Below are 23,523 nucleotides of genomic sequence, written 5' to 3' on the forward strand. Positions count from 1 at the left end.
CCTGGTCAAGCCAGCGCTGGCCGGCCGCGGTGATGCGCAAGGTGAGGTCGGGTTGATGGTTGAGGTCGGCGCGCAATTGGGGTTCGCGCCGGGCGAAGGCCTGCTGCGAGTCGACACCCTGCAACGTGTTGCGCAGCGTCACCAGCCGGCTGTTCAATTGCTGCTGGTCCAGCTCGATAAAGTGCGCCTCGCTGGCGTGGTTGAACAACACGCCGGCGAGCAGCGAAACCACCGCGGTGCACGCGGCAAACAGCAGTGCCAGGCGGCTGGCGAGGGACAGGCGCTGGATCACGTGAAGCGCTCCTCCAGTACATAGCCCATGCCGCGCACCGTGTGGATCAGCTTGTTGGGAAAGGCATCGTCGACTTTCAGGCGCAGGCGGCGGATCGCCACTTCGATGATGTTGGTGTCACTGTCGAAATTCATGTCCCACACCTGCGAGGCGATCAGCGACTTGGGCAGCACTTCGCCCTGGCGGCGCAGCAGCAGTTCCAGCAGGGAAAACTCCTTGGCGGTGAGGTCGATACGCTGGCCGCTGCGTTCGACGCGGCGGCGGATCAGGTCCAGGCGCAGGTCGGCCAGTTGCAGGTGGGTGTCCTGCGGCGTGCTGCCGCCACGCCGTAACAGGCTGCGCACGCGGGCGAGCAGCTCGGAGAAGGCGAAGGGCTTGACCAGGTAATCGTCGGCGCCCAGCTCCAGGCCGTGCACGCGATCCTCCACCGCGTCGCGTGCGGTAAGAAACAACACCGGCATCTCCAGGCCGGCGCTGCGCACCGCTTGCAGGATTTGCCAGCCATCACGACCGGGCAGCATCACGTCGAGGATCAGCAAGTCATAGTCGCCGGTCAGCGCCAGGTGCTGGCCGCTGGTGCCGTCGGCCACCAACTCGGTGGTAAACCCGGCTTCGGCCAGGCCCTGGCGCAGATAGTGGCCGGTTTTTGGTTGGTCTTCGACAATCAGCAGTTTCATGGGCGGCTCGTGGCAACGGTGGGCGCCGGGCTTTATACCTTGGGCTCAAGGGTAAGGGGGCAACCTGACAAAGTTGTAATCTAGCAGTCAGTTGGCTGGCAGCGTGGCCATCTTAAAGTGCTCCCTCAGCGAGTCACCCATTGTGGAGAGTGAAAGATGGCGTTGCGTACACCTTTATTTGTGGCGGGCTGCCTGTTGGCGCTGAGCGTCGATGCCATGGCCGATGCGGCCCACACCTATGCGTTCGGCCAGCCCGCTGCGGCTGACAAAGCCACACGCACAGTCGAAGTGACCTTGCAGGACATGGCTTTTTCACCCAAGTCCCTCGACGTCAAGGCCGGTGAGACGGTCCGTTTTGTGTTGGTCAATAAAGGCCGGTTGCTGCATGAGTTCAACCTTGGCGACGCGGCCATGCACGCCGAACATCAGAAGGAAATGTTGCAGATGCAGGCCAGCGGCATGCTCACGGCGACCGGTATGGGGGCCATGGACCACAGTAAAATGGAGCATGGCGCGATGAAGCACGATGACCCCAACAGTGTGCTGGTCGAGCCCGGCAAAACCGCCGAGCTGACCTGGACCTTTACCAGGGCCACAGGGCTTGAGTTCGCCTGCAATCTTCCCGGTCATTACCAGGCGGGCATGGTCGGCACGCTGACCGTTGAGTAAGGCGTTCCTTAAGGGCGGGAGCAAAGGCTGGTAGACTGGCGCGGTTTATTTAGCCAGGTTTCCGCCATGCATCCCGCAGCCGAACATTCGCCGCTGGGCAAGTCCAGTGAATACATCTCCACGTACACCCCTTCGTTGCTGTTCCCGATCCCTCGCGCGGCCAAGTGGGCCGAACTGGGCCTGAGCGCCGAGACCCTGCCCTACACGGGTGTGGATTTCTGGAACTGCTTCGAACTGTCCTGGTTGCTGCCGTCCGGTAAGCCGGTGGTGGCCATCGGTGAGTTCAGCATCCCGGCCGACTCGCCGAACATCATCGAGTCCAAGTCCTTCAAGCTGTACCTCAATTCGTTGAACCAGACCGCGTTCGCCGACACCCATGCTCTGGAAGAAACCCTGCGCAACGACCTCAGCGCCGCCGCCGGCAAGCCGGTCAGCGTGCGCATCCGCAGCCTGGCCGAGATCGAGGCGCAAGGCGTGATGGCGTTGCCGGGCGTATGCATCGATGATCTGGATATCAACGTCAGCAGCTACGAACATCCGCGCCCGGAACTGTTGCGCTGTGATGACTCGCGTGTGGTGGAAGAGAGCGTGCACAGCCACTTGCTCAAATCCAACTGCCCGGTCACCAGCCAGCCCGATTGGGGCAGTGTGGTGGTGGAGTACCGCGGTGCGGCGCTGGATCATGCCAGCCTGCTCGCGTACCTGGTGAGCTTCCGTCAGCACTCGGACTTCCACGAACAGTGCGTGGAGCGCATCTTCCTGGACCTGCAGCGCTTGCTCAAGCCGCAGAAACTGACCGTGTACGCACGGTATGTGCGCCGGGGCGGGCTGGACATCAACCCGTATCGCAGCACCGAGGATGTGGCGTTCCAGAACGTACGTCTGGCGCGCCAGTAAGCCTGCACACAAAACCCAATGTGGGAGGGGGCTTGCCCCCGATTGCAGGGGGTCAGACACAGGTGCTGTGACTGACACTCCGCTATCGGGGGCAAGCCCCCTCCCACATTTTGGATCTGCGCTAGGCTCGCGGGCAGGTTAGATGCCGATGTTGCCCAAGGTGATCATGATGTTGCGCAATGTCCCGGAAATGACCGGGTGTTCAGCGTCGAACTCTATGGCCGCTTGATTCACGTCGTCGGAAATGCTGGGCGACTGGGTAGCCGGCTCCAGTTCAAGTTGCACTTCAAACTTGGCGATCAAGGCTTCCAGCGCTTCGCGTTTTTCTTCCGGCAGCGGCGGTTCCTGTTCCAGCTGCCCGCGCAGGATCTCGACCTGTTCTTCCAGTTTTTTGCGATCAGGCATGACATTCTTTCCTTTTATCGATAGGCACTGGCATAGACCGCGGCACGCCGGGAAAGGTCTACGAACTGACGTGTAGATTAATCCACCGGCGCCCACTGTGCATGATCCTTGTCAGGGCTTCTCGCCTTTGAGGCGGCGCAGGCGGATATCGGCCAGGCAGGTGTCGAGCTCACCGAGGTGGTCGATCACCGAGTGCACGCCTAATCCATAGAGGGCCACGGTGGCCTTGCCGCGCTTGTGCTCGCGTTCCTTTTCGCTCAGCGCCTGCCATTGCTCCGGCGCCACGCCGCACAGCGAGCCGCAGGAGGCCAGGCCGATGGTCCACAGCCCGGCGTTCAGGCCCGATTGCAGCAGGCGCGGTTCGCCGCTGACCAGCACGCAGCCGTCCAGGCGATCGATGTTCAGTTCCATCAAGGCTTGCCAGCAGGCGTGGGGCGCCGGCCAGCGGATGGTGGAGGGTGAGGCGGCCTTGATCCACGCGGGCAGGGTCGCGGCCAGTGGCGTGGTGACAGACGGCGGCAGTTCATCCAGCCAGGCGCAGGGCACGCCTTGCTCTTTCAGGCTGCGCAGGATTTTCAGCGCGCCGGGTGTGGCCTGGGAGTCGGGGGAGGGTGAGTCGCGCCGGGCCTGGGAACCGAAATCCACCAGGCAGCCACTCAGGCCAAACAACACGGCGGTCAACGCGGGGGCAGTGGCGACGGCGATTTCGGCATGTGGCATCTGAACGTCCCTGAAATAGCTGCAACGCTATCGGGGCGGCATGACAGGTGGATGACATCGGCGCGTATTTGTAGGAATTTTGTGCAAATTATGAAAGTCGTTTCCTTGCAGCTGCCTAAATCCACACTTCCGTCATATACTGGCCGCCTTATTCAGGGCATAGCGCCCATGACAGACTATTCAAGGAGCAAAAGCTATGCGCTGGAGCCAGTACTTCGCTCAGTTGTCGGTGTGTGCCACCGTCCTAATGGCACCGTTCGCCGCCCAGGCCGCGACGGAAGATGATCCATGGGAAAGCGTCAACCGCCCGATCTTCACCTTCAACGACACCGTTGACACCTACGCCCTCAAGCCAATCGCCCAAGGCTATCAGTTCGTCACCCCGCAATTCGTGCAGGACGGCGTTCACAACTTCTTCCGCAACATCGGCGATGTCGGCAACCTGGCCAACAACGTGTTGCAGCTCAAGCCGCACAATGCTGGCGTCGACACGGCTCGCTTGCTGGTCAACACCACGTTCGGCGTGCTGGGCTTTATCGATGTCGGCACCAAAATGGGGCTGCAGCGCAGCGATGAAGACTTCGGCCAGACCCTCGGCTACTGGGGCGTCGGCAGCGGTCCCTACGTGATGATCCCGTTGATGGGCCCGAGCACCTTGCGTGATGCGCCGTCCAAATACGTGGACAGCTACACCCAACCGTACCGCTACATGAACGATATCGGCTGGCGCAACAGCACCTTTGGCCTGAATGTGGTCGACGCCCGTGCCAACCTGCTCGACAGCGAAAAGCTGATCAGCGGCGACAAGTACACCTTTATCCGTAACGCTTACCTGCAGAACCGTGAGTTCAAGGTCAAGGACGGCAAGGTTGTCGACGACTTTTAAGCTGTGACGTTTTGAAATGAAAAAGGCGACCTTTGAACAGTCGCCTTTTTTTGTGCGCGTGGATCAGCGCATTTTCAAAATCTTCAGGCCCAGCTGCTGCTCATCGCCTACGGCCTTGGCCCACACCACCTCGGTATCAGCCTCAAGACCCCTGAGTGCGGCGTGCTCCGAATCGATGCGCACGGTCAGCAAGTCACCGACGCTGAACTGGCGAGGTGCCTGCACCTGCATGCCGGAGCTGGAAAGGTCCAGGCAGACCCCTGCAATTTCCTGCCCGGCGTGGATCAAGGACACATCGGCATCCACCCGCATGCGGATGAAGTCGCGTTTTTCCGCGTAGTCGCGCTCATGTTCGCTCACAGCATCCATCCTTACTTTGGGTTGTGGTCATGAGCGTTCTTATAACTCCCGGTGATTTGCCGTGTAAAGACGTTCGGCGACCATCGGCATGAGCTTGAAACCCCTCACGGATGGGAGTACCGTCTGCGCCTTAGAAGGGCACCTCTGCTTTACGGTTGTGCATGGGGTAAATCCCAATGCTTTGTAGGACAGAGAGGCTAGAAAGCGAATCCAGTACGTGCGCCCGGCCATTGTCGAGCCGCCTACGCCAACCTAATTCTGGCGCCGTTTGCCCACATGCAAAAAACCAGTGCCACGCTGCTGATAATCGATGACGACGAAGTAGTGCGCGCGAGCCTCGCGGCCTATTTGGAAGACAGTGGCTTCAGCGTCCTGCAGGCCGGCAACGGCCAACAGGGTCTCCAGGTATTCGAGCGCGACCAGCCCGACCTCGTGATCTGCGACCTGCGCATGCCCCAGATGGGCGGCCTCGAACTGATTCGCCAAGTGACCGAGCGTGCTCCGCAGACACCGGTGATTGTCGTGTCCGGTGCCGGGGTCATGAATGACGCCGTTGAAGCCTTGCGCCTGGGCGCCGCCGATTACTTGATCAAGCCCCTGGAAGACCTGGCGGTGCTGGAACACTCGGTGCGTCGCGCCCTGGACCGTGCCCGCCTGCTCCAGGAAAACCAGCGCTACCGCGAAAAGCTCGAAACTGCCAACCGCGAGCTCGAAGCCAGCCTGAACCTGCTCCAGGAAGACCAGAACGCCGGTCGCCAGGTGCAGATGAACATGCTGCCGGTGAGCCCCTGGACCATCGACGATTTCCAGTTCGCGCACCAGATCATCCCGTCGTTGTACCTGTCGGGGGATTTTGTCGACTATTTCCGTGTGGATGAGCGGCGCGTGGCGTTCTACCTGGCCGACGTGTCCGGCCACGGTGCATCCTCTGCGTTTGTCACCGTGTTGTTGAAGTTCATGACCACGCGGTTGTTGTTTGAATCCAAGCGCAATGGCACCTTGCCGGAGTTCACCCCCTCCGAGGTGCTGGGCCACATCAACCGAGGCCTGATCAGCTGCAAGCTGGGCAAGCACGTGACGATGGTCGGCGGCGTGATCGATGAAGAAACCGGTCTTTTGACCTACAGCATTGGCGGTCACCTGCCGATGCCTGTTCTGTACACTCCTGACAGTGTGCGTTACCTGGAAGGGCGTGGCCTGCCGGTGGGCTTGTTCAATGAAGCCACCTATGAAGACCACATCCTGGAACTGCCGCCGACCTTCAGCCTGACGCTGATGTCCGACGGCATCCTGGACCTCCTTCCAGAGCCTACACTTAAAGAGAAAGAAGCCGCCTTGCCCCAAAAGGTCAAGTCGGCGGGCGGCAGCCTGGATGGTCTGCGGCAGGTTTTTGGATTGGCCACGCTAGGGGAGATGCCGGATGATATCGCCCTATTGGTGTTGAGCAGGAATCTTTGATGAGTACCGGAAGAATCCAATTCGCCGAGCAAGACGGGACCTTCGTCCTGAAGTTTGTCGGTGAAGTGCGCCTGACCCTGTGTTCGGCGCTGGATGCGACGATCGAGCGGATCTTCACAGCGCTGAACTTCTCGGCGATCGTGATCGATCTGACCGAAACCCGCAGCATCGACAGCACCACCCTGGGCCTGTTGGCCAAATTGTCCATTCTGTCGCGGCAGAAGGTCGGCCTGTTGCCGACGGTGGTCACCACCCACGAAGACATTACCCGTCTGCTGCAGTCCATGGGTTTTGACCAGGTGTTCAACATCGTTGACCGCCCGATCCCCTGCCCGGAATGCCTGACCGACCTGCCGTCGCAGGACCAGTCCGAGGAAATCGTGCGGATCAAGGTGCTTGAGGCACACAAGATCCTGATGGGCCTGAACGAGTCCAACCGCGAAGCCTTCCACGACCTCGTTAACGCTCTCGAGCGCCACTGATCCCCAATTGAAATGCGCTCAAATGTGGGAGGGGGCTTGCCCCCGATAGCGGTGTGTCAGTCAGTAAATACACAACTGACCCACCGCCATCGGGGGCAAGCCCCCTCCCACATTTAATCTGCGACTGGCTTGAGACTGGCTTTCACAAAAAAGGGCGGCACCCGCGAGAGTGCCGCCCTTTTTGTCGCCGTCCGTCTTACAACTTGGCAGTCAACAACGCTTCAAGCTTCTCCTGATCCCGAGCAAACTGACGAATCCCCTCTGCCAGCTTCTCAGTCGCCATCGCATCCTCGTTGGACTCCCAACGGAACTGCGCTTCAGTCATATGCACCCGCGCTTCACCGGCATGGCCCGGCGACAACTTGCGCTCCAGCTTGCCTTCATCCGCCGCCAGCTTCTCCAGCAGGTCCGGGCTGATGGTCAGGCGATCACACCCGGCCAGTTCTTCAATCTGGCTCAGGTTACGGAAGCTCGCACCCATCACCACCGTCTTGTAGCCGTTAGCCTTGTAGTAGTTGTAGATGCGCGTCACCGACTGCACGCCCGGGTCGTCGGAACCCGTGTAGTCGTTGCCGTTGGCCTTCTTGTACCAATCGTAGATGCGGCCCACGAACGGCGAAATCAGGAACACACCCGCTTCGGCACAGGCCACAGCCTGGGCGAAGGAGAACAGCAGGGTCAGGTTGGTCTGGATGCCTTCTTTTTCCAGCTTCTCGGCGGCGCGGATGCCTTCCCAGGTGGAAGCGATCTTGATCAGCACACGGTCACGGCCAACGCCGGCTTTGTCGTACAGATCAATCAGACGGTGCGCACGCTTGAGAATCGCGTCTTCGTCGAACGACAGACGTGCATCCACCTCAGTGGAAATACGGCCCGGTACGACTTTGAGAATCTCTTGACCTACCGCCACGGCAAACCGGTCGCTGGCCAGGCCAACATCGCCATTGCAGTCCTGCACACACTCATCCAGCAGCTTGGCATAGCCTGCGATCGACGCAGCCTTGAGCAGCAGGGAAGGGTTGGTGGTCGCATCTTGCGGCTTGAGCTTGGCGAGGGTGGAAAAATCGCCGGTATCGGCTACGACGGTGGTGAATTGCTTGAGTTGTTCCAGCTTGGAAGTCATGGGCGTGCTCTGTCCTGTGGGTCTGATGACATTACCCGAGCGCTGGCAGGCGCTCAAGGGCGCAAATGCGTTCGGTCGTTTGCGCGGGGCAACAACCTGAAAACAGCCGTTAAATACCGGCCGTACTGCTCAATAGGAGGCCAGAATCGATGGCAGGTTCAACCCAACTGCCCGATAGCGCCTCCACAGCCACCGATACCTCCCCTGACACACACGGCACCCAATGTGGGAGGGGGCTTGCCCCCGATAGCAATATATCCGTTAACCCAAAACTACCTGACCCCCTGCAAGCCAACCTGTCACCGCCCTTCCAACAATTCCCCCGCCTGATCCAACAACGCCAGCGGATCCGCCGCCTTATGAATATCCACCGACAACAACTGCCTGAACTTGCGCGCCCCCGGAAACCCGGTGCCCAACCCCAACACATGCCGAGTAATGTGATGCATCGTCCCACCACTGGCCAAATGCTCAGCGATATAAGGCCGCAACTGCGCCAACGCCTCCGATCGACTGATCACCGGCGCCTCACTGCCAAACAACCGCTGATCCACCTCCGCCAGCAGATACGGATTGTGATAAGCCTCCCGCCCCAGCATCACCCCATCAAACGTCTGCAAATGCTCCTCGCACTGCTCCAACGTCTTGATCCCACCGTTAAGATTGATCTCCAACGCCGGAAAGTCCCGCTTCAACTGCGCCGCCACGTCATAGCGCAACGGCGGAATGTCGCGGTTCTCCTTGGGCGACAACCCCTCCAGAATCGCAATCCGCGCATGTACGGTAAAACTGGTACAACCGGCGTCCTTCACCGTCCCGACGAAATCACACAACTCGGCATAACTGTCCCGCCCATTGATGCCGATACGGTGCTTCACCGTCACCGGAATCGACACCGCATCGCGCATCGCCTTCACACAGTCCGCCACCAAGGCAGGGTGCGCCATGAGGATCGCGCCAATCATGTTGTTCTGCACCCGGTCGCTGGGGCAGCCGACGTTCAGGTTCACTTCGTCGTAACCGGCGGCTTCGGCCATACGGGCGCAGGCGGCCAGATCAGCTGGAACACTGCCGCCCAATTGCAGCGCGAGCGGGTGCTCGGCTTCGTTGTGGCGCAGGAAGCGCTCGTGATCGCCATGGAGGATCGCACCGGTGGTGACCATCTCGGTGTAGAGCAGGGCGTGTTTGGAGAGAAGGCGTAGGAAGAACCGGCAGTGGCGGTCGGTCCAGTCCATCATGGGGGCGACGGAGAAGCGGCGGGAGAGTGGGGCGGTCTGTAGGGGCATTGGGGATCTGAGCTAGCGTGCGGAAAGGCGAGCAGTTTATCAGGGATGCTTGTCAGGTATTCGGCGGGTTCTCACGGCTAGTTACTTAATCTCCAGTGACACCTGGAGCACATGCCGGTTAGGGTTTTGACGTAAACCTTGTGTTGGCTATTTATTGTGGCTACGATAATTTATGCAGATTACCTATGATCCAGCCAAAGACGCTCGCAACGTTTCAGAGCGTAGTCTTCCATTTGCGTTGGTGCGAGACTTTGAGTGGTCCACGGCCTTGATCCTGCAGGATGATCGATTTGACTACGGCGAGTGTCGTTATCGGGCGATGGGGTACATAGGGGGTCGGCTGCATGTCGTAGTGTTTACCCCACGGGGTGACGCGGTCCACGTCATCAGCTTTCGTAAAGCCAACAAACGGGAGGTCAAAAATTATGACCAAGAAACCCAGTCCTGAAATGGTCGATACGGCAAACCCCGAATGGTCGGCCGAGGACTTTGCCAAGGCCAAACCAGCCAGCGAAGTGCTTGTTGGGTTGTTTGGCAACGCTCAGGCGAAGGAAATGCTTAAGCCAAAGCGTGGCCGACCAAAGTCGGAAGCGACTAAAGAACACGTGAATGTTCGTTTTGATGCTGAGGTGCTGGAGAAATTCAGGGCTTCTGGGCCGGGCTGGCAAACGCGAATGAACGCAGCCTTGGCTGATTGGCTCAAGACGCATACGCCAGATGAGCTGAAGGCGTAGTCGCCAGAGATCGTTCCCAAAACAATTAGCCGCCGGTAAGGCGGCTTTTTACTGCTTGGTGATTAGCTCTGTCTCGGCAATGGTATAAATAAATTCGTCCCTATTTTTATGTGCCCGCCATTTATATTAGGTGATGCTAATTTTTATAAATTTATTTTAGTATGAACTTTTCACTTCGTATGGTTCTGATTCCCTTCGTCCCTTTATTAACGATTCCATTGTTCTCTAATTTTGCAAAAGCATCGTTGATAAAGCCTTGCCATTGAGGGCGCGAAAAAATTTGAAGATCTTTATTCCAGTCGTACGTTTTTTTTGAAACTTCACCGACTTTGAATTCGATGCAATTATTCCTATATCCGATGGTGAGTTCTCTGATTACCAGTGCCATAGCCACTCTGGCTTCAAGGCTTAATTGAGTAAAAGCCGTTACTAGTTCGTTTTGAGTTGTATCATACCTACTTTTGTGAAGAGCGCCAATTGAATATATTTGGGACGGCAGGGATTTAATAGCATCTGCAGCGTATTTTTCTCTCATGGTAAATATATTTATTGTCTCGATTATTTGGTGTTCGAAATCTAAATCCCGTTCATCGTCAGCATGTATGCAGGCGTTGCATGTGCTAGTGGTTAAAACTCCAATTGTATGGGGTGTTAATTCTGAACATGTTTCACAGTGTTTTAACTCTAGATGTTGTGGGTAATTGTTTTTCTCTGCACCTATCAGGATGATTGTGTTTCTTGAGTCTGGTGCCCATGTGTAGATATTTGGCGTGTTTGAATGGATGAAAAAGGCTTCGAGCAATAGCCTTGTGGGTTCGCACGTTTGAACGGGCAATATATAAGCGTGCCAGATTTCTGACCAAGCTATGAAGAAAATATTATTTTGTGGTGTGATTTCAGTAGTCGGTTGGCTTTCAATTAATGTCTGTACTAGTGATTTAGATGCTTCTGATTCGATTTGGTCCTTTTTTTCTAAGTAAAGTGTTTTTCCTAGGTTTTCATATTTGCCTTTTTTTACATCGTACGCATCTAGAATTACGATGCAGCGTGATGTGGCACGTGAGTATGCGCAAAAGAACTCTGTGTTTGACATGTCAGTAGCTGCTAGTATGACGATAACTGGGCTCTCCAATCCTCTAAAACGCCCTATAGATTCTACTTTCACACCCTGAGGCACTATGCTTTGGTGAACAGCCATGTTAGATGGTGTCAGTACAATTATGTGTTGAGGTAATAATTCCTGAGATAGGATTTGATCAATTATTTGGCGTAATGTGGCTTTTTGGTTGCCAGTGATTATCTCTGTAAGAGTGTCTTCATCGCTTTGTCTTGAGTTTGTGATGGAGTGACTTGGTTGTTGGAAGGTCTTTAAGCGCTCACAGACGCGCTTTGGCATCCGAAGGCTTTCGGTAAGAAAAAATGCTTGTTGCTGAAGATAACCTTCTATCTCCATTAGGCTAACGGGTTTCTCATACGGGAACGCTTGAGCCGCGTCACACATTACAACGATCTTTTTAGAAGAAAAATGTTCAATCAATATTTCCCAAAACTCTTTGCGGATTACTTGGCCTTCGTCAACAATAAGAGTTGAGTACTTGCTTAAAAAACCTCGAGCACAAGCTTTTTTTAGGCTTGTTGCTGCTTGTTTTTCAAACCACTCTGATGTGAAGTCTGCTTTTTCGCCATTGTATGAAGATGCTTTTGAACACAGGGAGTATATTGTTGTTGCTTGAGTATTGGTATGCTGTATTAGCTCTTTTGACAGTTTTTGAGCAAGAAGTAAATTAAATGTTATGCATAGTACGGACTTTCCTGCAGTAGAAAGTCTGCGAGCGGTTTCTACTGCTATAACGGTTTTTCCCGTGCCTGGCCAACCACTAATTAAGAATCTATCATTTTTCAGTGTCCACTCTATGCACTCTTGTTGTTCGGGTGTCAGTCGAAGCCACAGTTTATTGTCGCTGTTTATTCTTGAGTGCCAGCAAGGAACGTAACTTGCACTTGGAATTAACATTTCAATGATGGTTTCAATAGCGGACTTGCTGATAGGGGTGGATTGTAGGTTTTTTTTAAAATAGCTCATGATTGAGCGTATTTTTTCGTTAACCCGATCTAAGTCATTAATATCTAGTATCAACTTGATGGGGGATAGATAGTAATTGTCCACCACGCTAGGAGGTAGCTCTGAAGCATTCATTTCTGAACCAGGAAAAAAATAAGCGCGTCCTATTTGAATTCGCACACCGTTGTTTCTTAACCATTCTTGAATGGCAAATATACCACGGTTTAACTGCGCTACTGGGTCGATGCTTGTATTGCTGTAATAAAAGCCCGATGAGTTATGTCCGAGTATTCCGCCTTTTACCTCAAGCGCAAGAACTCCGAGGTCAGGGTGCAATATGAGAAAGTCAATTTCTCCAACAGGGCTTTTGTTGTTGTGTAACTCATGTATGAATGAAGATAACCATGGAATGCTATGGATAATCTGGAAGTCGTTGTCTAACTGTTCTTTAAGTAGCCGGTAAACAATTGGTTCTGCCACGTGGCTGTCATTGTATTTTGGTCCGTGAGGGGGATGCATTATTGCCATGTGATTTTCCGTATCAATAAAATACAATGTTAAGTGCGTGCTTTCGACTATTGCATAGGCATTATGATTTCCCTAAGCCTTAGCGGTGTGTCAGGTGCTTTTTTTGAATCGTAATTGCCCGACTCTCATCATTGACCAATTCGCTTGAGGAGAGATTCTATGGGGCTAAGTTTTTATCGTCCAGTCAGAAGTTTTATTATTAGCAATTGTAAATCGTATAGCTACGCTGGATTTCTGAGCTTCCGCTTATGACCACTCCCCTCATTACATGGATGGGCGGCAAACGCCGCTTGGCGACCGCCTCATCCTGCTGCTCCGCCTCACGAATGCTACGGAGATATCGGGGTCAGACCCTGAGGAATTCCTTGATTGAATCGGCAGGTCGTCGTGAGACGTGCCTGGGAGTGAATCGTTTGCTTTCCTCTGCCAACTCAAAGCAGGGTATCGTGGTTTGACCCCGATATCCCTTGGGGAGCTGCGCCGCGAGTACAGCCCCGAGGCGTTCGCCAAGCTGCTGATGTGCGAGTTCGTTGACGACGGTGCGAGCATTTTCCCGCTGACGGTGCTGCAGCCGTGCATGGTCGACATGCTGGGTCGAGTGGGCCGAGGACTACAAGCCGTTTGCCATGCGCCCGTTTGGTGATCGCCAGGTGTGGGTGGGCTATGACCCTGCGGAAACCGGCGACTACTCCGGCCTGGTGGTGGTCGCGCCGCCGCTGGTACCGGGCGGCAAGTTCCGGGTGTTGGAACGTCACCAATTCCGTGTGATGGACTTCGCGGCGTAGGCCAGCGTGATTAAAGCCGTCTGCGACCGCTACTGGGTGACGTACATCGGGATCGACGTCACCGGCCTGGGCAGCGGCGTGGCGCAGTTGATGCGCCAATTCTTCCCCAACGTGACGACTTTCAGTTACTCGCCAGAAGTCAAGACTCGACTGGTGCTGAAGGCTTACAACGGGATTCACCGGGGCCGGCTGGACCGACATGGCGCAGTCGCTGATGGCGATCCGCAAAACCATCACCGCCGGCGGCCGCCAGTTTACTCACACCGCCGGCCGCAACGACAACACCGGCCACGCCGACCTGGCATGGGCGCTCTTTCACGCATTGCACAACGAACCGCTGGAGGGAAGACCTCTGCCAACACCGGGCGGATGGAGATTTTTGATGTCGAACCGCCGCAGAAATAACAAGCAACTGGCTCAGGCACCCGGCGTGGTAACGCAAGAGTTTATCCCGCGCAGTGACAGCAAGATGGAGGCGTTCAGCTTCGGCGAGCCGTCACCCGTGCTGAGTGGGCGGGAGGTGTTCGATTATCTGGAGTGCTGGTTTAACGGGCGTTGATACGAGCCGCCGCTGTCGTTGGATGGCCTCGCACGTTCCGTGGGTTCCAGCGTGCATCTGCATTCCGAGTTGATGTTCACGCGCAACTTGTTGAGCAAGACCTTTATCCCGCATCGGCTGCTATCGCGCGCGGCGTTCGAACAGTTTTCGCTGGACTTCCTTTGCCTGAGCAACGGCTATCTGGAAGGGCGGCGTTCGCTGCTTGGGCCGGTGCGCGAGCTGGTACCGCCATTGGCGAAGTACATGCGCCAAGGCAAGGATGGCCGGCAGTTTATGGTCCAGGGCTGGAAGCAAGAGCACGAATTCGAACCAGGCACCGTTTCCACCTAAGGGAGGCTGATCTGCACCAGGAGGTGTACGGCCTGCCCGAATGGATCAGCGCATTGCAATCAGCCCTACTGAACGAGTCAGCCACGCTATTTCGTCGCGAGTATTACGAGAACGGCAGTCATGCCGGTTTCATTCTTTACTTGACCGACGCCGCGCAGAACGAAGCTGACGTCGACTCCCTACGCAAGGCGCTGAAGGACTCCAAGGGGCCTGGCAACTTCAGCAACCTTTTGTGTATTCGCCCAACGGCAAAAAAGACGGGCTGCAGATCATCCCGGTCAGCGAAGTGACAGCCAAGCATGAATTCAACTCGATAAAAAATCAGACTCGCGACGACGTGCTGGCCAGCTTGCGTATTCCGCCGCAACTAATGGGCATTGTGCCGCAGAACGCGGGAGGGTTTGGATCGATCAGGGAGGCGGCGCAGATCTATGCAGCCAATGAACTGGAGCCGATTCAGGCGCGTATGGCGCAGGTGAATGATTGGCTTGGGGAGGAGGTCGTCCGGTTCAAACCCTATGAAATTCCCGTGGGGGCCTAACACCCTCTGCGCAGTAGGCAAGTCGATAGGGGGTACAAGACATTTTCTATGCGGATAAAGGGTTATGCCGGCGGTGTCCTCCATAGCTCCTCAAGATTGACATCATCGCTGCTCGGGCGGTGTCCCTGGAGCAGCGGATCAATTTTCAGAATCATAGGGAGGTCAAATGCTGTTCCGGTGACTACGCAACAGCCTTTCGCGAGGGTAGGTATTAAAGCCTTAGAGGAGGAGTCGAGTGTGCTTATAGTATTGTCTAGCAGCATAAGGTCACGATCGTTGACAAGTCGGTGTATAAAAAAATTGTGAATCTGAGAGACAATTGTGGGTGAAATATCGGCGGGACGTTGACTTGATAATGTTAGGTAAACTCCGTACTTTCTCCCCTCTTTAATGATTTCTTCAAAAAGTTCAAGACGATAGTCTTTCCATATTTCGTGCTCACGGGTGGACTGATCAGACAAGATGTTGTGGGCTTCATCAATAATTATATGAAGTGTCCGATTTGGAGGGCTTTGCAAGGTCTCTGAATCTTTATGGTTTATATAGTAGTTCTTGGCAATCAGCAGGGGCAGGATTTTTTTTATTTCATTTTTGCATTTTTTTAAAGAAATGACATGCAGAAGTGACGGGGCGGGTGGGGTGTCTACTATTTTCAATACGTTGCGAAGTGCCGAAATTGACGACTTTGCTCGTGAAAGTACAGGTTGAATATGTTCGTATTGTGCATAGCCCAAGACAACGTCCGAGCACAGCTGAAGATAACACCGCAGGATTAACTCACTGAACTGATCCATATTTTTTAGGTCGATATGATCAAGCAGCGGTTTCAGATGTTGTTCGAAGCCGTCGCTATCTGAGTTGTAGTAATTTCCATATGTATCCCTAAAATATTTTCTCTGTGCATTATAAATGATTCCTTTCAGGTGTTCTTGCAATGGCTCGCATTCAAGGATTCTTGCGATTTCCCGACTCAACTCAAGTGCGTCTGGTTTGGGTTCGCTAGCACTAAAGGCTTTTTCGAATGTTCTCTCAATGAAACGTTCGAGTGAGACGTTTTTGAACCGCTCTTTGCCACTGAGAACTCGCCTTAAAAAGGGTTGTTGAGTGTTTGTGGTTGCTTGGAATAGTAAACTAAGAGTTTCTGCGTCCCAGAAGTGTATGGCTTCAATCGGGAACTTGTGGCCGGCTTTCTTATTATTTAGTATGGTTATCTTTTTTTCTTTGGCGGGAATAATCTGGTCTTCTGTGTATTCACCGTTAAAGTCAATAATAACAAACTGGCTTCTGTTTTTTAAAACATCAATTTTTTCGTTGAATAGAGTTGTGTAGAGTTTTGCAAGTGTATTCGACTTGCCGCTACCGGTATTGCCGAAAATTCCAATGTGACTGTTGAATATCTTTGTCCACGGCAAATTGATAGGTACGTTCTCCTTCAGCATGCACCCTATGGAAAAAGAACTAACTCCTTCAGCTCCATAAATTTTGGCAACCATAAGTTCACTAAGGAGATATGCTTTGTCTCTGATCATCGGCATAAATTTTATGCCTTCAAAGAAAGTATCATCCATGATGTAGCCAATTGGACGAACATCTACCTTTCTTACGTACAGAGTTTTTTCTGCGTCGGTATCCAACTTTCGCTCATCGAGATATTCACCCTCAATTAGGCAAACAATATCGATGAAACCGCGTTGAATCGTGATGTGTTCTCTAAGTGAAACTCCCCTGTATCTAACTCCGTCAAAGAAAATTGTCTCGTGGTTTGAGTCCTCAAAAATGCGTAGAGATATGCGAACTCCCGAGACGGCTATAACCTCCCCTACAACGATGCTCATACAAACTCCTCTTCTTCAGGAGGGACGTATTTTTGCGGTTTTAGTGAGAAAATATATTTGTTGAAGTTTGTGAAGTCGAGTTTTTCTCCGTCAGGTGGAGAAATAATTGTAACGTTCCTCCAGAGTTTAAATTCTTCTATAAGGTTTTCTGCGCTTTTCTTGCTGTAACAGCAAATAAAAGTTTGGAGTTGTGGGTTTGCGAGCGAGCGCTGTATCAGTTTAAGTATATGTTCGTCCGCAAATGAGAAGCCGAAGGCGATGAGGATTGAGTTTGGTTTTTCAAGTTCGTAACTTAGAAGTCTCAGCATTTGATAGTAGTGTTCTTCAAATACGGTTTCGTGAAACTTCCATTTTGTGGGGTTTACGATGGGAAGTTTATTGTAAGAATTCCAGAAATTATTTCGCTGCTGTGAAGTAAATGCTACATGTGGGATTTTTGTCGTAATACTACCTTCAGTTGTCAGGTAGTCGGAGAATTTTTGGATCTTTGCTAATGTTCTAGGATGGATTAGGTTGTCGAAATCGTTTTTATATTCAACCTCGATTTTTTCGCCGCTTTTTGACCAGTAGACTGATCCGTGGAGATGAATAAGATTTATTTGTGGGATTCCATAATGGGATCGCTCAAATACTCCTGTCTGACATTGAAATGTACTGAAGTTTTTAGCATGCAAGAGTTTTTTATGAAAGCCAGATGTTCCGTCGTTTATAACGAAGTCATGCGATCCTTTGGCTAGTATGTTATCTGCACTGTGTGCCAGGCAGCCATCGTAGTTCGTCGTGAAGATGTTTATTTTTCTGTTGAGGTCTTTTCTTCTGTCAAGCAGGCCTAAGATAGTTGTTAAGAATTCCTCGTAATTTTTTAGATTTTTCCGACCTGCTATATTTTTAATTTTTTTGGGTGAAAAGTTTTGAACTGGATAAATGCATGTATTGTAATAATGCATAAATATAGCGGTATGCCTGTCAGCCCATCCAGAGTGTTCTGTGGCAAGCGTCTCTATAGTCTGCCATTTGCCCAGTGGGCTTTTGATCTTTAAGGCCAGTGTTGGAAATAAATCCGCAGAAGCACCGGAGCCTAATAGAATGTTGATATTTTTGTTATAGACATCTAATGGCTCAATCGCCGTAAACATATACGCCCCTATTATTGATTTCCATAAAAATAGAGCTTTAACAACGTAACCATCTACGACCCTCGACGGCTCAACTTTGAGTCGTATAGACGACGTCAGGGTTAAGCGACCTCGCGATGTTGTCGGAGAAGCGCACTGCACCTTTCTTTCAGCCCTTTCAGTGGGCCGCATAACCTTGTCCGAAGGTAACCCACGAGATGGCATTTTGTCATCCAAGCTTTGAAGTGGCTCAGTAGTCGCCCTGAGCAGGTCGTACTCTTCAAACATTGGTCGGGCTTACTATAGGTTTGCACCATGGTGGTGCGTTGCGATGATTTGTTGAGCATGTTCACCCGGCGCGCGCCGTCGTCCCCCCACCTCGCCTGCGGGCTAAATGGGGCGTTTTTTCTGCGTACCTGCGGACCACTCTCGGCGGCTCAGGCTGGGCGCTTGCTTGGCGTTTTAGAGGGGGCAGAAACCTGCGGAAGCCTGCGAAGGTGGATGTCTTTCGCAACGGTTCTAAGCACGCACACGCAGCTGAATTCAGTAGGTGTCTCGGGAAAAAGGTTAGTTTTTTTTGAGGGGTGTGTTTTGACTTGGAAGGTCTGTGGTTGTTGGGCTTGAGTCCTAACTTTGATGGGTTAGGTTGGGTTAGGTTAAAGGTTAGGTGTTCATAACTGACTGTTTTTAAAGAAATTAATATGTTGAATATTCAACACTAATAAAGGTTAGGAAATAACCTAACCAAAAAGCTAACCTTGCCATTACCTCGAAAAGCCATAACAGAAAAGGCTTTCAGGGCTCCCAGCAAAAAACTAACCCTCCTAACCTCTTTCCCGTGGGTCAACATGAAAACGCGAGATACGCCTACGGAGCTGCGCGCTGCATTGCGCAGTACTCACGACCTTTACCTTTACGTTCAGGAGCCCGCACTCTCTCCCACACAGCGTCAGATGTTGATGTTTGCAGGGCATAGGGATTGGAGCGACAGGCACTCGCCACATGGATGCTGTTGGCTTGGAATGGAGTTAGTAGCGACATGTAAAAAGGCTCATGCACCCAGCCGAGATGCTTGGAGCCTGTAACCTAGCGAAGTATGGGGTTTGGACGGCGCGTAGGAGCTCAGGGCGGCCATTGCAGATCTTCAGATGTAGGAAAGTTGTTGGTACGAAAGTGATACCAGACGAGCTGGGGAAGGTTTTTAACCCATGCGCCATCGGGCGTTTCGATTCAGTTGTTCCAATCCAACATGAGGGCGACGGAGAAGCGGCGGGAGAGGGCTTGCGGTGGAGCTATGACTGAGGGCATTTGGATCTAGGATGGAGAATGCGAAGGGTGACAGTTTATCAGGAATGGTTCAGAAACGAGCTGGATGTTGATATGCGACGCGAGAGCCTGTGCTAAGTGAAGCTGTAATCTTTGGGCCGTTGGGGTTATATCGTGGTCTGACCCTGATGTATTTGCTCTAAAAGGGTGTGCCGATTTTTAGTGCATATTTCATTGCGTTGGTCAGCAATGAGTCGTCAAGTTGTTCGGTGTGCTGACTCAGTGTTGCAGCGCAAACTTTAGAGAAGGAGGAGTACTTGTCGTCAGCATTCTTTAATGATTGTAATGAAATATGATTGCCATCAAACTCGGCGATGAAGAATCTATTGATCTTTGAGCCGTTTGCCAAAAGCATATCAAAAAGGATTTTGCCCTTAATCTTGCTTTTGCACAGTTGCTTCTCGATATTTTGTATTTCATCAAAAGGACTCTGTGGGCTAGTCGCGAAAATGACAGCCCTCAGGTCAGGAGATGGAGTGTTAGTCAAGGTGCATAGATAGTTTTTCATGGCTGCTCGCGAAGTAGGGCTCGTGAAGATGCTTCCACCAGATCGAACACATGCGTGACGACGTTCCTAGCCTCATTCGCATCCAAGCGCCGTGTTGTCTGAGTGTCAACGCTGTCCATATGGAAAAGCCGGTGTCGTTGGTCTGACCAGTAAAGATAGCATTGGTTCAGAACTTCTGCTTTTACAGCTCCGGCATGGTTGGCCTGGTCACGTCGCATTTTCCCGTCATCAAAATATTCTCCAAAGCCCAATTTAGGCTGTACTTTATAACCTGCAGCTCTCAGGACATCCTTTAGAAAGCCTTCCAAGCCTCGTAATGCAGGAAAAGTTATATAGGAGTGATCTTCGATATCTAGTTCGACTTTAGTAAGAGTCAGAGCTGCCGAGAGCTGGATTCTGACAGCTTCACTAATATATGAGCATGCTGCAGGAATTCTCTCTGCGAGTTCGTCCTTTACATCTGAAACCGTTAGGGCAACCGAGAAAATCTCTATTTGACTCCGTAGTACGTCATCTAAAGATAAAATGTTGCTCAAAAAGTCAGATAGCTTAGTTGAAAGATCTAAGCGCTTTCCTTGGAACTGAACTGTGTCGTTTCTATGTATTTTTATTGTGAGCGTGTCTCTCTGTGGCCCTCTCATGCGAAGTCGGCGGCCAGTTGCATCAACTATATCGTCTTCAATTAAAGCACCTTCGTGTAAGAGATAATCAATTATCTCTTGAGCGCGATCAGCAAGATTTGATTTCGAATAATTGAACGGTGTGTCGTCCCCCGCGCACTCACTGACTATTTTTTCTGCAAAAAAATTGAAGGTTTCTTTGCAGTAGCCAGTGCACTGTCCAATAGTGAAGGTTCCATTTCCCAGGATGAATAAACTGAATTTGTGGGGGGTTTCTTTGTGTAAGTATTCATAGATGTGGGGGCTGTTTTTCGATGTGTCTATGCCGACAACTGATGCACCGTTACGCGCTAAGCAATCTGGTATCTGCTGTGATTGCAAAGCAATTTTCTGAAACGGGTTTTTAGCCATCGAAGCCATCCATGAACAAGGTCGACCGACCGTTTATCGTCAACGGTTCGGCAAAAGGAGTGACTATACATGATGTGGCTTTTTGATTGCATCAGGGGGGTAGCCCTTCCATCTGATTTCGAGATTGTAAAGCGGCGTGAGCCGTCGTCCGCCCACCTCGCCTGCGGGCCAAATGGATTTTTTCCGTAGTGCTGCACCTGGACAAGCGCGGCAAGGCAGGGTGTTGGGTATCGAAAAAGGGTAACACCCGTTAGATGGACTCATCCGATCGCTTCGCCACTTACTCATGCAGGTGATGAAGAGGCACTCTCCCGCAGGTCTTTTTTACCCGTACGCCAACGCTTGTAGGAAGTGCTGGGATTGGAGCGACAGGTGCGTGTGCCGTCGAAGCGAGAGGAAAGTCGCTTGTCCCGGCTGGGTAAAAGGAGATGTGTGGTACGAAAGTGGTACGGGGATTTTTATGGTGCGCTACAAGGCACGTATTTCAAAGCCTGTGGAGTTAGCAGTTCCAATTCATCATCGGACGACGTACCGAGTGTGGAATGATTTCGGGAGCAGGTTAAATCGTCTAGGAAATTTCCCACGCTTTTCTCGGCTTGCCCCTAAGACCACCCCTAGCTAACCTCCTCAAGCCGCTGCCAATCCGGCGGCCGGATGTGGAAGTCCGTACCAAGCTAAGACGCAATCGTCACAAACACCTACCGGCGTTTTTTTACGTCTGTATCATGTGTTTCGGCGGCTGTGCGCGGGGCACTTCGGTGCGCCGGGTCCTTAGCCCTGGTCTTCCACACCTGCGTACAGCTGCCACCTCTCATGTGGAAGTGAGACTGGTAGTTCCTGAATAGTTAAGGAGCTTCGCCATGTACAAGGTCACACCTAATCCGCCTTATGCTTCAAACGCTGAATCTTCTGATCCCAAGCTTCAAGCCGCAGCCCTGCGAGCAATCAATCATCACTTGCCCCCATCCGACGACGCTGCGCCCGCCGAGCGCCCAAGCAATAACCTCTTTCTCGTCAACCCCACCCTCGACCCCGAAACCCTCCTGGCCAACGCCGCCGAAAACCTAGCATCCGCCAACGAAATGGCCGCCACCTTGGCGTTCGACCTCGACGACTCCCAACGCGCCATCGCTCTGGGCATTCAGCAGCTAATCGAGTTGAGCTCGCTGCTTGTTGACCGAGCCCAGGAGCAAGTTGCGCCTGTAACCGCCCCGGTCAAAGCCTGAAAACCAACCCTGCCGCCTTACCCGAGGCGGCAACCTGAACCCATCCTGTCCCCCAGCAAAGTTTCATAATTCCTCGCACCGTTGAGGTCTACGATTCCCTGCAAGCGAGGACCCACGCGCCTCCAGCTCACAGGGAACTGAAATCATGATCTCGAACCTCGTCAAAGTCGCAATGATCACCGGCACGTTGCTGTTGAGCGCCTGTTCATCTTCGCCCGCCGTGATCAGTGATCCGTGCTTTTCAGGTGGCTGCCAGGCGTTTGGGGACCACAGCCCCAGCAAAGCCGCCAAGATGAATTTTGGTGGCAGTGGGCTGGGGAGTAGTTATGGGGAGTATGGGGCGGGGTTGTTGCATGATGATTGATGGGGTGGTGGGTTAGTCAGTGGTGTGTTGACTGACCCATTGCTATCGGGGGCAAGCCCCCTCCCACATTGGAACTGTGATCGGCGCAAAATCGGCGGCGTTAGTTGCCGCCCTTCATGCGACGGGCGATGAGGTAGAGGCCCAGGCCGATGAGGGCCGTTACCGCGCCGATGTAGCCGGTGCTGGTCCAGCCCAGGCCTGCCGTAATCGCCATCCCTCCGAACCACGGGCCCAGCGCGTTCGCCAGGTTGAACGCCGCATGGTTGGACGCCGCCGCGAGGCTTGGGGCTTCGTGGGCGATGTCCATCAGGCGGATTTGCAGCGGCGCGGCCATGGCGATCATGGTGCCGACCAGGCCGATGCCCAGCAGTACGCTCCACAGTGAGGCGGCAGCGAAGGTAAAGAAAATCAGCACGGCCATCGACCACACCATGATCCAACCCACTGCCCGAAACTGCAGGCGATCAAACAGTTTGCCGCCGGCAATGTTGCCGATGATGCCGCCCACGCCAAATGCTGCCAGGCCGAACGGAATCCACTGCGGCGACACTTTGGTCACTTCGAGCATGGTCGGCGCCAGGTAGCTGAATACGCAGAACATCCCGGCAAAGCCGATCGCGCCGATAGACAGGGCCATCCAGACTTGGGGTTTGGTGAAGGCGCGCAGTTCTTTGCGTGGGTCGCTGCGTTGTTCGTCGTGGCGGTGGGGCACGAATTGCCAGACCAGGGCGATGGTGAGCAGGGCGATCACGCTGACCAGGGCGAACGCCGAGCGCCAGCCCAGGTGTTGGCCGAGGAAGGTGGCGATGGGGTTGCCCAGCAGCATGGCCAGGGTCAGGCCCATCATCACGCGGGCCACGGCGCCGGCGCGTTTGTCGGTGGGCACCATGCTGGAGGCGACCACGGCGGCGATGCCGAAGTAGGCGCCGTGGGGCAGGCCGCTGATAAAGCGGAAGGCCACCAGCGAGCCGAAGGTGGGGGTGAAGGCGGTGGCGAAGTTGCCCAGGGCGTAGAGGCCCATCAGCAACAGCAGCATGTGTTTGCGCAGCAGCTTGGCGCCGAGGATGGCCAGCAGTGGGGCGCCGACCATCACGCCGAGGGCGTAGGCGCTGATGGCGTGGCCGACTTGCGGTTCGCTCAAGCCCAGGTTCTGGGCGATGTCGGGCATCAGGCCCATGATGGCGAATTCGCCGGTGCCGATGGCGAACGCGCCCACGGCCATCGCGGCTTCCATTTTGGCGGCGCTGCGCGCGGGCAACAGGTGCCCGGTTGTTTGCTGGATAGACATGGATCGCTCTGTTTGGATGAGGTGCACGAAAGACAA

At 53.5% G+C, this 23,523-nt stretch carries 21 protein-coding genes and 3 pseudogenes; 11 read left to right on the forward strand and 13 right to left on the reverse strand.

The genetic code is table 11. The features are described from left to right. Positions 1-292 (reverse strand): annotated as a pseudogene (locus BFP96_RS12040) (two-component sensor histidine kinase); the annotation flags it as partial. Next, entirely contained in the window at positions 289-969 is a 681-nt protein-coding gene (locus tag BFP96_RS12045; RefSeq protein WP_065893543.1) for a heavy metal response regulator transcription factor, read from the reverse strand. The pseudogene BFP96_RS12040 and the gene BFP96_RS12045, both read right to left, overlap by 4 nt. A 156-nt stretch (positions 970-1,125) precedes the next feature. Here BFP96_RS12045 and BFP96_RS12050 point away from each other — a divergent pair, with 156 nt between their 5' ends. Both BFP96_RS12050 and queF read left to right on the forward strand, forming a co-directional pair. Further along, positions 1,126-1,638, forward strand: a complete 513-nt coding sequence (locus BFP96_RS12050; protein ID WP_065893544.1) for a copper-resistant cuproprotein CopI — start codon at positions 1,126-1,128, stop codon at positions 1,636-1,638. Between the two features lie 66 nt (positions 1,639-1,704). Beyond that, the gene (gene queF, locus BFP96_RS12055; protein WP_065936266.1) at positions 1,705-2,535 is read left to right on the forward strand and encodes an NADPH-dependent 7-cyano-7-deazaguanine reductase QueF; all 831 of its coding nucleotides are present in this window, start codon (positions 1,705-1,707) and stop codon (positions 2,533-2,535) included. A gap of 138 nt (positions 2,536-2,673) precedes the next feature. Here the strand turns inward: queF and BFP96_RS12060 are convergent, their stop codons facing one another. Both BFP96_RS12060 and BFP96_RS12065 read right to left on the reverse strand, forming a co-directional pair. Continuing rightward, complete coding sequence (locus BFP96_RS12060; protein ID WP_065886358.1) at positions 2,674-2,940, reverse strand: DUF4404 family protein; 267 nt, start codon at positions 2,938-2,940, stop codon at positions 2,674-2,676. 111 nt (positions 2,941-3,051) lie between these two features. After that, entirely contained in the window at positions 3,052-3,660 is a 609-nt protein-coding gene (locus BFP96_RS12065) for a phosphatase (RefSeq protein WP_065936267.1), read from the reverse strand. Between the two features lie 247 nt (positions 3,661-3,907). Between BFP96_RS12065 and BFP96_RS12070 the strand changes: the two genes are divergently transcribed. Continuing rightward, positions 3,908-4,546, forward strand: coding sequence for an MlaA family lipoprotein (locus tag BFP96_RS12070; protein WP_370737799.1), 639 nt, complete (start codon positions 3,908-3,910; stop codon positions 4,544-4,546). 63 nt (positions 4,547-4,609) lie between these two features. On the opposite strand, the gene BFP96_RS12075 is transcribed toward BFP96_RS12070, so the two are convergent. Then, positions 4,610-4,906, reverse strand: a complete 297-nt coding sequence (locus BFP96_RS12075) for a PilZ domain-containing protein (protein ID WP_065886361.1) — start codon at positions 4,904-4,906, stop codon at positions 4,610-4,612. Positions 4,907-5,182: 276 nt separating this feature from the next. On the opposite strand from BFP96_RS12075, the gene rssB reads away from it, so the two are divergent. Both rssB and rssC read left to right on the forward strand, forming a co-directional pair. Then, positions 5,183-6,364, forward strand: coding sequence for a two-component system response regulator RssB (gene rssB, locus BFP96_RS12080; RefSeq protein WP_057722957.1), 1,182 nt, complete (start codon positions 5,183-5,185; stop codon positions 6,362-6,364). Next, positions 6,364-6,846 carry an anti-sigma factor antagonist RssC gene (gene rssC / locus BFP96_RS12085; protein ID WP_017848891.1) on the forward strand — a complete coding sequence of 161 codons (483 nt, stop codon included), beginning with the start codon at positions 6,364-6,366 and terminating at the stop codon, positions 6,844-6,846. Before rssB ends, rssC begins: the two co-directional genes overlap by 1 nt. A 196-nt stretch (positions 6,847-7,042) precedes the next feature. Here rssC and tal read toward each other — a convergent pair whose 3' ends face one another. Further along, complete coding sequence (gene tal, locus BFP96_RS12090) at positions 7,043-7,969, reverse strand: transaldolase (RefSeq protein ID WP_065893548.1); 927 nt, start codon at positions 7,967-7,969, stop codon at positions 7,043-7,045. A gap of 299 nt (positions 7,970-8,268) precedes the next feature. Continuing rightward, positions 8,269-9,255: a tRNA dihydrouridine(20/20a) synthase DusA gene (gene dusA, locus BFP96_RS12095; RefSeq protein WP_065936268.1), complete on the reverse strand. Its 987-nt coding sequence runs from the start codon at positions 9,253-9,255 to the stop codon at positions 8,269-8,271. A gap of 172 nt (positions 9,256-9,427) precedes the next feature. On the opposite strand from dusA, the gene BFP96_RS31785 reads away from it, so the two are divergent. Beyond that, complete coding sequence (locus tag BFP96_RS31785) at positions 9,428-9,703, forward strand: BrnT family toxin (protein ID WP_065893550.1); 276 nt, start codon at positions 9,428-9,430, stop codon at positions 9,701-9,703. Next, positions 9,681-9,989: a BrnA antitoxin family protein gene (locus BFP96_RS12105; protein WP_065893551.1), complete on the forward strand. Its 309-nt coding sequence runs from the start codon at positions 9,681-9,683 to the stop codon at positions 9,987-9,989. The genes BFP96_RS31785 and BFP96_RS12105 overlap by 23 nt, the downstream gene beginning before the upstream one ends. A gap of 151 nt (positions 9,990-10,140) precedes the next feature. On the opposite strand, the gene BFP96_RS29100 is transcribed toward BFP96_RS12105, so the two are convergent. Continuing rightward, complete coding sequence (locus BFP96_RS29100; protein ID WP_083216626.1) at positions 10,141-12,579, reverse strand: nuclease-related domain-containing DEAD/DEAH box helicase; 2,439 nt, start codon at positions 12,577-12,579, stop codon at positions 10,141-10,143. 430 nt (positions 12,580-13,009) lie between these two features. Here BFP96_RS29100 and BFP96_RS12115 point away from each other — a divergent pair. Then, positions 13,010-13,769 (forward strand): annotated as a pseudogene (locus BFP96_RS12115) (terminase large subunit domain-containing protein); the annotation flags it as partial. Then, positions 13,747-14,794 (forward strand): annotated as a pseudogene (locus BFP96_RS12120) (phage portal protein). The pseudogenes BFP96_RS12115 and BFP96_RS12120, both read left to right, overlap by 23 nt. Before the next feature lie 62 nt (positions 14,795-14,856). On the opposite strand, the gene BFP96_RS12125 reads toward BFP96_RS12120, so the two are convergent. The 4 genes from BFP96_RS12125 to BFP96_RS12140 form a co-directional block, all read right to left on the reverse strand. Further along, a complete protein-coding gene (locus tag BFP96_RS12125; RefSeq protein ID WP_065936270.1) occupies positions 14,857-16,629 on the reverse strand; it encodes an ATP-binding protein in 1,773 nt (590 codons plus the stop codon). Then, positions 16,626-18,032 carry an SIR2 family protein gene (locus BFP96_RS12130; protein WP_256548960.1) on the reverse strand — a complete coding sequence of 469 codons (1,407 nt, stop codon included), beginning with the start codon at positions 18,030-18,032 and terminating at the stop codon, positions 16,626-16,628. The genes BFP96_RS12125 and BFP96_RS12130 overlap by 4 nt, the downstream gene beginning before the upstream one ends. A gap of 1,177 nt (positions 18,033-19,209) precedes the next feature. Next, on the reverse strand, positions 19,210-19,578 hold the full coding sequence (locus tag BFP96_RS12135) for a type II toxin-antitoxin system RnlB family antitoxin (RefSeq protein WP_065936272.1): 369 nt from the start codon (positions 19,576-19,578) through the stop codon (positions 19,210-19,212). Continuing rightward, positions 19,575-20,609, reverse strand: a complete 1,035-nt coding sequence (locus BFP96_RS12140) for an RNase LS family HEPN domain-containing protein (protein WP_065936273.1) — start codon at positions 20,607-20,609, stop codon at positions 19,575-19,577. The genes BFP96_RS12135 and BFP96_RS12140 overlap by 4 nt, the downstream gene beginning before the upstream one ends. 860 nt (positions 20,610-21,469) lie before the next feature. Here BFP96_RS12140 and BFP96_RS12145 point away from each other — a divergent pair. Both BFP96_RS12145 and BFP96_RS12150 read left to right on the forward strand, forming a co-directional pair. Then, the gene (locus BFP96_RS12145; protein ID WP_065936274.1) at positions 21,470-21,835 is read left to right on the forward strand and encodes a DUF6124 family protein; all 366 of its coding nucleotides are present in this window, start codon (positions 21,470-21,472) and stop codon (positions 21,833-21,835) included. A 145-nt stretch (positions 21,836-21,980) separates the two neighbouring features. After that, the gene (locus BFP96_RS12150; protein ID WP_065936275.1) at positions 21,981-22,199 is read left to right on the forward strand and encodes a hypothetical protein; all 219 of its coding nucleotides are present in this window, start codon (positions 21,981-21,983) and stop codon (positions 22,197-22,199) included. 100 nt (positions 22,200-22,299) lie between these two features. On the opposite strand, the gene BFP96_RS12155 is transcribed toward BFP96_RS12150, so the two are convergent. Beyond that, positions 22,300-23,487, reverse strand: coding sequence for an MFS transporter (locus tag BFP96_RS12155; RefSeq protein WP_065936276.1), 1,188 nt, complete (start codon positions 23,485-23,487; stop codon positions 22,300-22,302). Between the last annotated feature and the right edge of the window lie 36 nt (positions 23,488-23,523).

The organism is Pseudomonas sp. 34 E 7 (assembly GCF_900005715.1).
In the GTDB taxonomy this organism is placed as follows: domain Bacteria; phylum Pseudomonadota; class Gammaproteobacteria; order Pseudomonadales; family Pseudomonadaceae; genus Aquipseudomonas; species Aquipseudomonas orientalis_A.